Origin of the sequence: Arcobacter arenosus, from assembly GCF_005771535.1 — a bacterium.
Taxonomy (GTDB): Bacteria; Campylobacterota; Campylobacteria; order Campylobacterales; family Arcobacteraceae; genus Halarcobacter; species Halarcobacter arenosus.
On the sequence record NZ_VANU01000007.1, the window covers coordinates 1 to 11951 of the forward strand.

Here is an 11951-nt window from a genome sequence, read left to right on the forward strand (position 1 = left end):
ATTTTTTGCTGATTCACTTTGTTCTTTTTCATATGCTTCTACCATCCCTTTAACAAAATCTTCAGGGTGATAAAAAGATATATATTGACATGCGTCTGCTATACTTTGTATTATATCTTGTTCTGTGATTTTTCCCATTCCCAAGTCCTTTTATAAATTTTAAATTTCAATGATTATATCAAATATGAGATTATTAAAAAGAATGAGAATCATTAAAATAATAGGAACAAGCTATCATAGTTACGCAACTTCTCATTTAAACTAGGATTAATTTTATTGTAACCTTAGCCCCTAAGAATTTTTTATCGTTGTAATAGTATTCATGGTTCTTTATATCAATTGAACCATTTAAATGTTTTGTGATAATCTCTTCTGTCATATAAAGTCCAATTCCTGTACCTTGGGATTGGTGTTTAGTTGTAAAATATGGCTCAAAAATGTGTTCGATAATCTCTTTAGGCACACCTCCTGCATTATCTAGAATAGTTAGTATTATCTCTTGATTTTCAATATATGAGTCTATAAAGATATATTTCTCTTCTTGGTCTATTTTTTCTAATTCATCTTTAGCATTATTTATAAGATTTATAACAACTTGAATAAGTTCATTTTTTAATCCATAGGTTTGAAAATCTTTTGTGTTGTTTTTAACTATAATATTTTTATATATCAGTTGAGGGTTAACTATATTTAATGTGGCTTCAATAACATCTTTTATGGAAAATTCTATTTTTTCTTTATTTTTTGAGAAATAAGTTCTAAAATCTTCAATTGTATTAGATAAATATCTTGTTGCATCATTGATATGTTTAATACTTTTTTTAAAGTCATCATCACTTAAAACTCCAATCTCTTTTTTTAGTTCTATTCCTGTAGAAGTACTAAGTATCATTGAAAGTGGCTGTCTCCATTGATGGGCTATATTATTTATCATTGAGCCAATTGCAGCCATTTTTGATTGATGAGCTAAGGTTTCATTTTGTTTGGTAATATATTCAAGTTTATCATTAATCTCTTTTTTATAACTATCAAATTTGTTTTTTAAAACTCTTGAAAGATTTATAGAAAGTATAAGTAATACTAAAGAGAAGATAATTGTTATTAAAAAAATTTGTTCTAAATCTTCGTGAAACTTTTCTTTTAATAAGTTTTTCTCTTTTTCTACTCTTTGTTTTACATCATCTTCATAAAACCCTTTTCCTATTAACATATCCCATTTATCAAATCCCCTTACATAACTTGTTTTTTTCATAGGCATATCTATCCCAGGCTTTTTATTTTGTATATAAGTTATATATCCACTTCCATTATTTTTTGAAGTATTAATAGCATCAATAATAGTTTGATTAGTTCTTGTATCTTTAGCTTCAAGGGAATTTAAACCAATAATATCTTTTTTTATGTGAGTTAAATAGTTTCCATTATAGTCAAGGGCAAAAATATATCCATTGTTTGGATATTTTAAATCACTAATAAAGTTTAGTATTTTTGCTTTTTGGTCATTTTCAAAATCTTCTATATATTCACCAGTACCAATAACCCAATTAAAAGGTTCAAAGTGTTTATTAAATCCTAGTTTCTTATATTGTTTTTTCTTATCAGAAGGTTTATAATATTTCCATTGATAAAAACCTTCTTTTTGGGTTTTTACAATATCAATTATATTTCTTATTACATATGCTCCATTTGCATCTTGATAATTATAGAAACTTGTCCCCTCTAGTTCTTTTGCCAAAGGAAGTAAAATACATTCATGATCAAAGTTATAAATAAAAAAATATCCTCTTTTATTGTTAAACCTAATCTCCCTTAAGGCATCTGAAATCATTTTTTTAAGTATATTATTATCAAGTTCTTTGTTTTCATTATAGATATTCATTGCAATAGAGTAGGCTTCATTAACTCTATTTTTAAGAGAAGTTTTCAAGTTGTTTTCGGTGGAATGTTGCTCTTTTTGAATTAGATGATAGATTCTATCAACTTGGCTTTTTATAATTTCTTTGTTGTTTTTTATATATTCTTGTTCAATAAATTTTTCTTGATTTTTAAAATTAACTTCATTGTTTAGGTATAAAGATATTGATAGAAGAATAGAAATAATTATTGCTAAGATAGGGGGAGCATATTTAATGATCCTAATTATTTTATCTTCATTTTTTATATTCATATTGTATTTATTTCTTAGTAATTTAGTCAATTATACAATATTTTCATTAAAAACCATTTTCAAGGGATGAGGAAATAAAAATATTTAAATCTTTTAAAAATGTTGAAACTAAGCTATTTTGTGTTTCAACAAATCCAATGGCATCAATAGTTTTAGTTTCTTTTTTATAATTAAAGTTTTTGTATTCAACTTTTTTATTCTTATTATTGATTAAATAAACTCTTATTGATAGTTTTGCAAATGATTTTTTGTTTTCAATACTTTGATTAAATTCAAACAATTCACTATGTAAAGTATAATCACTTGCAAGTTTTATCTTTGAAGTTGTGATATATTTAAATCTATTTTTTGAGTTTAGGTATGAAGCTATACTTTGTTGTATAAGTTTAGTTGGCTTATCACTCCAACGACTTAGTACATATGAATCACTAATAAATCCATCTTTTTTGTAACTAATAGCCTTACTATTTAAACTTTCTAGTGTTCTTGGTTCTAAAATCATAATACTTTTATCAAAAAAAGCTTGTTTTTCTTGACTTATATCTGGGTTAAGATTATAGGTTTTGTATGCTGGCAATTCTTTTGTAATACTAAAGCACCCTGTAAATAGTATTGAAATAAATAAAATAGATAAAAGTTTAAACATTATTTTAATTCTCCCGGTCCAAAGTTTTTCTCTCTTGTATTAAAAATCATATCTCCTCCATTTGAGTTAAAACTTTCAATTGTAGAATCGATTTTTTCAATGGTTTGTTCTAAATCCCCTAATACTTTCTCTATACTTTGAGATGATTTTGCAGTATTACTAAAATCACTAATTAAATCTTTTACATCATTTTTCAATACTTCATCAATATTTTTACTCAATAAACTTAAGTTTTTAGAAAGTTTTTCTATCTCTTTTAGTGTTTTAGATACATCGTTTTTTACAACATTATCAATAGATTTAGTCATCTTATTAACATTGTTAACTGTTGTTTTTACATCATTTTTTAATAGTTGATTTGAATTTGTAATTAGCTGGTTAAAGTTATTCGATGACTTATTTAAATTGTCCAAAAGTTTTTCAATATTTTCAATATTTTTATCATCAAGTAGAAGTTCAAATCTTTTTAAAACCACTTCAATTTGTGAACTTATATTTCCTGCACTTGAAGTAAGTTTATCAATAAAAGATTTTTTTAAAGGTAAAACAGCAAATGAGTTTTCTTTTACTTCTACTTGTTTTGCATCATGAGTCCCACCCTCTATCTCTATAAGTTTATTTCCTGTAACACCTTGAGATTGAATTATTGCATAAGAGTTTGTTTTTATTATTTCAGGTTTTGTAATTTTTAATATAATCTCTATTTGTTCAACATTTTTAGGGTTGATTCTAATATTATCAACCAAACCTATATCTAAACCTTTGTATTCAACAATTGAGTTTTTATTTAAGCCTGCAATAGAAGCTTCACTATATATTCTAAACTCTTTTGCATTTAATTCTTCAACATCATATCTTGCAAGCCAAAGAATAAAAAGTATCATTGAAATTGTAAATGTAAGAACAAATATTCCAACAACTGTGTATTTAGCTTTATTTTCCAAACTTATCCTTTTGAAGTTTTAAAAACTTTTTTATTGTATCATCATTTGAATTTAATGCATCCTCATAGGTTCCAAGCATTGATAGTTTACCATTTGAAAGGATTAAAAACCTATCTAAAACATTTTTTATAGTATTTAATTCATGGGTAATCATAACAACTGTTAATCCTAACATATCTCTAAGTTGTGCTATTAGTGTATCAAAAGCCTTTGCACTAGCAGGATCTAATCCTGATGTTGGCTCATCTAAAAATACTATTTCAGGGTCTAAAGCTAAACTTCTAGCTAAGGCTACTCTTTTTTTCATTCCCCCACTTAACTCTTGGGGATAAAGTTTACCAACTCTTGAATCAAGACCAACCATTTTTAATTTTGTATAGGCAATGTCATCAATCAAATCTTTAGGTAAATTTGTGTTTTCTTTTAACATAATACCAATATTTTCAATTACATTTAAAGATGAAAATAATGCACCAAATTGAAATAAAACACCCCAGTTTTTTTTAATATTATCCCTATCATTCATATTTAAATTTTTTATGTTTTTGCCAAAAATTTCAATATCACCTTTTTGTATGGCATCCAACATAATTATTTGTCGAAGCATTACAGTTTTACCACTACCACTACCACCTAGGATACCAAATATTTCACCTTTTTTTATATTAAAAGAGATGTCATCATGAACAATTTTTTCTTTAAATGAGGTTGAAATATTTTTAACTTTTATCATTTTAGAACCCTAGTTGTATTGAAAGTAAAGATATTATAGCATTGATTATAATTAACCAAAAAATTGAATCAACAACGGCTTTTGTGGTATATTTTCCAATATCTGTACCACTTTTAACTTGTAATCCTCTATAACATCCAATAATAGCAATTAAAATACCAAATAATGGAGCTTTTAAGATACCAAGTAAAATATGCCTAATCTCTACATATTCATAAATTCTTTCTATAAACTGAGTATATGAGATACCAAGATGAATTTTAACTATAACCATTTCACCAATAAGTGAAGCCATATCAGCAAAAAATACTATTAAAGGTAAAACAATAATTAAGGCAATGATTCTAGGAATTATTAAAAATATATCAATATCAAAGCCCATTGTTCGCATTGCACTTATCTCTTCTGTTATTTTCATTGTTCCAATTTGAGCTGTATATGATGAAGCACTTCGTCCTGCAATTATAACAGCTGCTAAAAAAGGAGCAATCTCTCTAAACATACTCATTGTAGACATCTCAATAACTATTATTGCTGCACCAAATCTATTTAATTGTTCTGCCCCTTGATATGCTGTAACAAATCCAACTAAAAATAAGGCTAGAGCAACAATTGGTAAAATAGGAATAGCTGCAATCTCTATTTGATGAACAATAGATTTGAATCTAATTTTAGAAGGATGTTTTAAAAGATAAAAAATATAAACTATTAATTTTCCTATAAAATATAAAAAGTTTTTAAAAGAGTTTGAGGAATCAAATACCTCTTTCCCTATCTTTTCTAAAAATGGGGATTCTTTTGAGATAATCTCATCTTTATGTACATAATTACTTTTGTATAAATCAAACATTTTTTTATGTTTTGATGAGATGTTTTCAAGTAAAACTTCTATATTGTTTTTCTCAAAAATTATTACATATTTTATTAGTAAGATAATTCCTGATGAATCAATCTGTCCAAGTTTTTGAAAATCAAAACTTACAGTTTGAGAAGCGATGTTTTTTTTAAAAAAGTCATCTAATTCTTTTATTTTAGGTGTTAGTGTTGCATATTCCCAATCTTCTTTAACTGTAAATTGATTTATCAATGGGGTCCTTTAAAAAGTGTCAACGATATCTTTTACGATTTTACCAATGTTTAGTATCGATTTGATTTCAACTTTTTCTCTTGTTGAGTGTGGGTTAAATATATTTGGACCAATTGAAGCAATTTTCATATGTGGAAACTTGTCCTTAAATATCGCACACTCTAATCCTGCGTGAATTGCTTCTAAGGATGCATTAGGATTGTGTTTTTTATAAATATCTAAAATCATATTTGTAAACTCATTTACATCTGGTTTCCATGCTGGATATTTTCCATCAGTTTTTACTTCAAAACCAAAAGACTCCAATAACAAAATGGTTTCTTTTTTTAATAGTTCTAGATATGAATTTGACATTGAACGACCACTTAATTCAATCTCTATATCATCTATATTTGTTTTTATTTTTGCTAAGTTAATTGAGTTTAATACTACATTTAAATCTTTATCAAATGCTCTTACACCATTTGCAAATGTATAAATGAAATCACAAATATCACTTGACCAAACATTTAGATGTTCAGTTTTAGAATCAATTTTATTTATACAAATATTTTCATTTGGTATTATTTTTGGTTCATTTTTAAATGCAACAATTGCTTTTACATTTACTGGAATTGAGTTGATTCTCTCACCTCCATTTATGTCAAGAATTAGACCATTATTCTCTTTTATAGTTTGTGCAATTAATTTAATCCCATTTGGTACATTTAAGTGGATATCAACTCCACTATGACCACCTGGTAAGTTAGAGACTGTTACTTCATAAAGCTGATAATTTTCATTATTCTCAATAATTTGTTTTGAAGAGTTTTTTGCAAAAAAGTCTACTCCTCCAGCACAACCAATACAGATTTCACCTTCGGCTTCACTATCAATATTTAACATATACTGTGCATTTAATTTATGCTCCAAATTGTTTGCTCCAATTAATCCTATCTCTTCATCACTAGTAAATAAAAACTCACAGTCATAACCTTGAGTCATTAGTGAAAGCATATAAGAACAACCAATTCCATTATCTGCTCCCAATGTTGAGTTTTCAGCCTTTAAAAAGTTTTCCTCTTCAACAATTTTAGGAACACAATTATCACTTAAACAAACAATATCATAATGATTCTGTAAACATAAATTTGCTTTTGAATTCTCTTTTTTACATAAAATATTATTAAACTTATCAACTAAACAAAGATATTCATTTTTTGAAGCAAAATTTTTCATATAATTTATAAATGGTTCATGGTTCCCACTACATCTAGGAATAGTTGTGATTTCTTTGAAAATATCTAAAACATTATTCACAAATAGCCTTTTTTAGGTACTATTATAACTAATAATATAAAAAATTTCCTTATATTTTTAAGCTTTGTTAAAAAATATTATATTAAGATAAATAAATTAAAATTTAGGGAAGATAAATGATTATAGATTATAAAGATGTAAACGATTTAAATAGATATAAAATTATGTCTGATACAGTTGTACCAAGACCAATTGCATGGATTGTAACAGAAGATGATGGTGTGATTAATGCAGCTCCATTTTCATATTTTGTACCATTATCAAGTAATCCTGCTGTTGTTATTGTTTCTATTGGTATAAAAGAAGAGGGCGTTCCAAAAGATTCTTTACATAACATTTTGAAAAATAAAAAAGCAACTATTTGTTTTGTAAATAAAGATAACACAGAAGATGTAAAACTTTGTGCAAATATGCTTGATAAAAATGAGAGTGAAATTGAAAAGTTTCAAATAGATGTTCAAAAACCTTTAGAGGATTTTCCTCCAATGATAAGCTCAACTCAAACTGCTTTATTTTGTGAGTTTTATCAAAAAGTTGATATTCCAGGGAAAACTACACCAATTATATTAGAGGTAAAAAAACAATATATTGAGGATGGTAGATTAGATGAAAGATATCATGTTCATGTTGAAAATGTAGGTAGAAGTGGAGCTTTTTTTAAAGCAATGGTAGACTTATAAAACTAAGAGTTTATCTCTTAGTTTTATTAAAATTTATTTTCAGATACTTTTTTAACAACATTTTGTGCTATGTTGTTAGTTTTTATTGCAATAGTATTTGTTACTTCAGCAATAGCTGCATTTTCTTGTGTAAATTTATCTAATTGACCAACAGCGTCAGCTATCTGATTCATTCCTATACTTTGTTCTTTAGCCGCATTTGCTACATCACTTATAAGGTTACTTGTGTCATGAATTTTTAATTCTAATTCATTAAATCCTTCAATCATTTTATTACTAATATTTTTACCATTATCAGCTTTTGTTGTAGCATTTTCAACTAAGTCTTTAATCTCTTTGGCTGCTTCTGCACTTCTTGCCGCAAGGTTCCTTACTTCTTGAGCAACTACAGCAAATCCTTTACCTGCTTCTCCTGCAGTTGCTGCTTCAACAGCTGCATTTAATGATAAAATATTTGTTTGGAAGGCAATTTGATCAATTACTGAAATCGCTTCGTTGATATTCATAACTGTAATATTAATATCTTCCATTGCATTTACAGTGTTTGTTGCTAAATTCTTACCTTCTGTAGCAGAACTTCTAGTCTCGTTTGAGATAATAAGCATCTCTTGTGCTTTTTGACTTGTACTGTCAATATTACTTGTAATTTCATCAATTGATGCCGCTGTTTCTTCTAAAGAAGCAGCTTGAGAAGTTGCATTATTTGATAAAGTATTTACATTTGATGTTAATTCATTTGCATCATTTTGAAGCTGCATACCATCATTATGGCTTGTTCTAAGCATCTCTGTAATCATATCATTCATATTAGATATTTCATTTCCAATTTTACCTGAAGAAGATTTATCTAGTTTAGCAGTAAAGTCTCTTTTTGAATAACTTTCTAATACTTTACTTATAGTATTTAAATCTTTTCCTAAAATTGATTGAAGATTATCTAGCATTTGGTTAAGTAAGTCTTTTAATTCATTTAGTGAATCAGTAGATGTTGTTTTATTGATTCTTTTACTCAAATAACCTTGGCTTACTTCATTGGCTACAGTTTTTACCTCTTCAATAATCATATTATCTTCAATTATTGAAGTTTTTATCTTATTTATATTTTCATTAATGCTTCTAGCCATTTGTCCAAATTCATCATTTGAAGATATATTAATAGTATCAACATCAGAGGATTGTTTATTTAAAAATCTAAAAAATGATTCTATTCCATTTGAAATAGAAGAAAGATTCGATTTTAACACTGTTATTGAAAAGTAAACTACAATAGCTATAATTAATATTCCAACTAATGAGAAAATAATTGAAATATTTCTAATGAAGTTTGCATCAGCTAAATACTCATTTTTAGGAGCATTTACAAAAATAGACCAGTTAGTTCCCTCTTCACCTACCTTAAAAGGTTTAACAACATATTGTGAATCAAATCCATTTCCAAAAGATTTTTTTTCAAAAGAGTATGGTTTTAATTGTTTCACTTTTTTCAAAGCTTTGATATAATCAGGATCATTTTTAGAAACTTCTAAAAGTTCTTTATTAACAACTTCTTTTTCTGGGTGTCCTAAAATTATTCCATAATTATCAACAATAAAAAAATATCCATTATCATATATTTTGGTTTTTATTGTCATTTGCAAAAATTTATTTAAATCAATCTCTGCTCCAACTGCACCAGCAAATTCACCATCTTTATATAAAGGCATCGCAATTGTTGTCATTAGGGTATCAACTCCTGCAATAGGATAGACATAAGGTTTTGTAATAAAAAGTTTACCAGCTTCTTTTGGTCCTTTTATCCAACCATTTTCCTCATTATATGATGATCCAGACTCAATTATAATACCATCTTTTCCTCTTGTTATATATGGAGAGAAACTTCCATCTTTTGCATACCAGTTTTTTGGATGTTTACCATCATTTACGTTTGTTTCATATAAAATATTAGCTTCTTTTGTAGACCACCATATACCAAGTAATTGTTCATTGTCTTTCAGCATAGATTTGAACATTTCAATTGATTCTTTTTCTTTAAGGATTGTATTGTGATTTATAGCTTCTTGAAATTTAGCCCATATTGTTTTTACTAAACTTATTGATAAATTAACATCACCTTGAACTTTTGATGCATAATTACTTGAAACTTCATTAAGGTAAGTTTCTGCACCTTTTTGTGTTGTTTCATAAGAGTATTTTTCTAATATAAACATAGTTAAAGCAAATACAACAATAGTTGCACCTAGTACCCTAAGTAATAACTTATTACCAAAACTAGAATTTTTCATGTTTCCCTCGCCTCCCCTTTTTTTATTATTTTTCTTTATTATATAATAAAAAAGTATTAGAAGGGTATTATTTTTTAACTAGTTATCAAAACTTTCATCTTGTCTTGGATCCATTTCTGGTAATTCAGCCCCTGACGCAACAGGCATATTTACAAAGACACTAAGTTCCTCATGTGGAATTTTGTCTTTTGTTAAAGCATAAAAACTTAAAAATAATCCAAGTATTGTATAGCTTATAAATAAAAAGTTTGGATTGAAATAACTTATTCCAAAACCAATTAGTAATGGTGCAACAAAAGAACCAATACCATAGGTAAAAAGTAGGGTTCTACTAATCTCAATAACATCTTTATTTTCATCAACTACGTCATTTGCCCTTGCAACTGATAATGGATACATAGCAAAAATAGTAAGACCTAATAAAAATCCTAAAATATTTAAATACTCATTAGTTTGAGAAAAAAGTATAAATAAAATTGAAGTAATGGCTGTAATAAATGCTGTTATAGATATTAATTTTCTTCTTCCATATTTATCTGATAGTAAACCAATTGGCCATTGAGAAATTAATCCTCCTATTAATCCTATTATCATAAAAAATGATACTGTTTCAACTGAATCACTTTTTAATAGAATATATACAGGTAGCATTGCAAAAAAACCACCTACAAAGTATCCACTAATAAAACTCCCAACCGTAGCAAGTGGAACTACTGAATATATTTTTGGAAAACTATATCTTTCAAAGGGTTTTAAAATAGGCTCTTTTATTTTTGTTAGAGATATAAAGATAACTGAAACTAGAACTAATACAGAACCAATAGTAAAAATAGATTGTTTAAAATCTTCATCAATATTTAAAAACAATTGTCCAATTGCTGTTGAAAGATAAAAGATTATTGTATAAATTGCTAAGATTTTACTTCTATCTTCCTCATTACTTTTTTCATTTAGCCAGCTTTCTATTATTATTAAAAGTGCATAAAAAGAAAACCCAGAGATAATTCTAAGAACTATCCATAAAGTAACATCAAAAAATAAAGAGTGTATTAAAAATGTTATTACCATAAGTGAAGTAAAGGCAGCAAAACTTCTAATATGACCAACAGTTGAGATGATTTTTTGACTAAAAATTGATGATAAAACTGCACCTAGAAAAAAAGAGCCATTAATAAGTCCAATTATTGAACTACTAATGCCCATTTCTTTTAAATATACACCTATAAATGTAAGTATCATTCCATAACCAATTGCTAAAAAAGCAATTGCAAAAAACATAGATGAAATAGGGAAGATAATTTTTTTTAAACTCATATTGTTACTCATTGTAGAAAATATTTAATTTAGTAATAAATTTTCGTATTATAAAACAATAGAGATTAAACTCTATTATTTTTATTCAATAATTCTTTTAAGTTTGAATATTTACTTAAAAAAAGTATCTATTAGTAGTGGTTTTTTTAAATAAAATTTTATTTCATATTGTTATAACAATTTGAATTAATTTTAAGTTTATTTATGTATAATCCTCCTCCAAAAAACATTACAGAGGAGATAAATGCGAATCACAATTACAGAAGCTGAGTTTGAGGCTATTCAAAAAATATTAGTTCAAAATGATACAATGTTATATAATAGGTTTAATGAGGAGTTTAAAAAATCAATTTTATCATGTACTCCAAAAAAAATAAAAGCAACAAAAAAAGCTAATAATGTAAAAAGAAAAAGAAGTAGAACAGCAATAACAAATGCTGTTAATATGTTAAGATTTGAAAATAAAAAAATTACTATATATAATGTAGCTAAAACAGCAGAAATTAGTTATAACACTGCAAAACAATATAAAGACTTTATTATGGCTCAATCAGCTTAAACTCAAATATTTTATAATATTCATTTTTATGGTTTTTCAAAATGATAAAACAAAATGAAACAAGAATACCCTTTTTTCTTATTTAGAAATTAAAATATTTTAGTTATATTTATTTCAAATTGATATATCGTAATTAAAAAGAGAAAAAATTCTTTATCTAAGTCAATTATGGGCTAGTTTTATGATTTATTCAAAATGTTTTATCAAAGTGAAAGAGTATTTTAAATTTTAGTTATTTCA

At 26.3% G+C, this 11951-nt stretch carries 10 protein-coding genes; 2 read left to right on the top strand and 8 right to left on the bottom strand.

Annotated features, from left to right (window positions below; all coding sequences use genetic code 11):
- Positions 1-256: 256 nt before the first annotated feature.
- The 6 genes from FDK22_RS13835 to FDK22_RS13860 are packed head-to-tail and all read right to left on the bottom strand — an operon-like array spanning position 257 to position 6876.
- On the bottom strand, positions 257-2167 hold the full coding sequence (locus tag FDK22_RS13835; RefSeq protein ID WP_138153579.1) for a sensor histidine kinase: 1911 nt from the start codon (positions 2165-2167) through the stop codon (positions 257-259).
- Between the two features lie 46 nt (positions 2168-2213).
- Positions 2214-2813, bottom strand: coding sequence for an ABC-type transport auxiliary lipoprotein family protein (locus FDK22_RS13840; protein ID WP_138153580.1), 600 nt, complete (start codon positions 2811-2813; stop codon positions 2214-2216).
- Positions 2813-3757: an MlaD family protein gene (locus tag FDK22_RS13845; RefSeq protein WP_138153581.1), complete on the bottom strand. Its 945-nt coding sequence runs from the start codon at positions 3755-3757 to the stop codon at positions 2813-2815. The genes FDK22_RS13840 and FDK22_RS13845 overlap by 1 nt, the downstream gene beginning before the upstream one ends.
- On the bottom strand, positions 3747-4490 hold the full coding sequence (locus FDK22_RS13850; RefSeq protein WP_138153582.1) for an ABC transporter ATP-binding protein: 744 nt from the start codon (positions 4488-4490) through the stop codon (positions 3747-3749). Before FDK22_RS13850 ends, FDK22_RS13845 begins: the two co-directional genes overlap by 11 nt.
- A gap of 1 nt (position 4491) precedes the next feature.
- Positions 4492-5577 carry an ABC transporter permease gene (locus tag FDK22_RS13855; protein ID WP_138153583.1) on the bottom strand — a complete coding sequence of 362 codons (1086 nt, stop codon included), beginning with the start codon at positions 5575-5577 and terminating at the stop codon, positions 4492-4494.
- Between the two features lie 9 nt (positions 5578-5586).
- Positions 5587-6876 carry a M20/M25/M40 family metallo-hydrolase gene (locus FDK22_RS13860; RefSeq protein WP_138153584.1) on the bottom strand — a complete coding sequence of 430 codons (1290 nt, stop codon included), beginning with the start codon at positions 6874-6876 and terminating at the stop codon, positions 5587-5589.
- 116 nt (positions 6877-6992) lie between these two features.
- On the opposite strand from FDK22_RS13860, the gene FDK22_RS13865 reads away from it, so the two are divergent.
- Positions 6993-7556: a flavin reductase family protein gene (locus tag FDK22_RS13865; protein WP_138153585.1), complete on the top strand. Its 564-nt coding sequence runs from the start codon at positions 6993-6995 to the stop codon at positions 7554-7556.
- Positions 7557-7582: 26 nt separating this feature from the next.
- Here the strand turns inward: FDK22_RS13865 and FDK22_RS13870 are convergent, their stop codons facing one another.
- A complete protein-coding gene (locus tag FDK22_RS13870; protein WP_138153586.1) occupies positions 7583-9838 on the bottom strand; it encodes a methyl-accepting chemotaxis protein in 2256 nt (751 codons plus the stop codon).
- Between the two features lie 78 nt (positions 9839-9916).
- Positions 9917-11152: an MFS transporter gene (locus tag FDK22_RS13875; RefSeq protein WP_138153587.1), complete on the bottom strand. Its 1236-nt coding sequence runs from the start codon at positions 11150-11152 to the stop codon at positions 9917-9919.
- A gap of 244 nt (positions 11153-11396) precedes the next feature.
- On the opposite strand from FDK22_RS13875, the gene FDK22_RS13880 reads away from it, so the two are divergent.
- The gene (locus FDK22_RS13880; RefSeq protein WP_138153588.1) at positions 11397-11711 is read left to right on the top strand and encodes a hypothetical protein; all 315 of its coding nucleotides are present in this window, start codon (positions 11397-11399) and stop codon (positions 11709-11711) included.
- Positions 11712-11951: the final 240 nt, after the last annotated feature.

What these genes read in the sequence shown, in the direction of transcription:
- FDK22_RS13835 (WP_138153579.1), bottom strand. Translation starts at nt 2,167, where the DNA reads ATGAATATAAAAAATGAAGATAAAATAATTAGGATCATTAAATATGCT.
- FDK22_RS13850 (WP_138153582.1), bottom strand. Translation starts at nt 4,490, where the DNA reads ATGATAAAAGTTAAAAATATTTCAACCTCATTTAAAGAAAAAATTGTT.
- FDK22_RS13840 (WP_138153580.1), bottom strand. Translation starts at nt 2,813, where the DNA reads ATGTTTAAACTTTTATCTATTTTATTTATTTCAATACTATTTACAGGG.
- FDK22_RS13865 (WP_138153585.1), top strand. Translation starts at nt 6,993, where the DNA reads ATGATTATAGATTATAAAGATGTAAACGATTTAAATAGATATAAAATT.
- FDK22_RS13875 (WP_138153587.1), bottom strand. Translation starts at nt 11,152, where the DNA reads ATGAGTTTAAAAAAAATTATCTTCCCTATTTCATCTATGTTTTTTGCA.
- FDK22_RS13870 (WP_138153586.1), bottom strand. Translation starts at nt 9,838, where the DNA reads ATGAAAAATTCTAGTTTTGGTAATAAGTTATTACTTAGGGTACTAGGT.
- FDK22_RS13880 (WP_138153588.1), top strand. Translation starts at nt 11,397, where the DNA reads ATGCGAATCACAATTACAGAAGCTGAGTTTGAGGCTATTCAAAAAATA.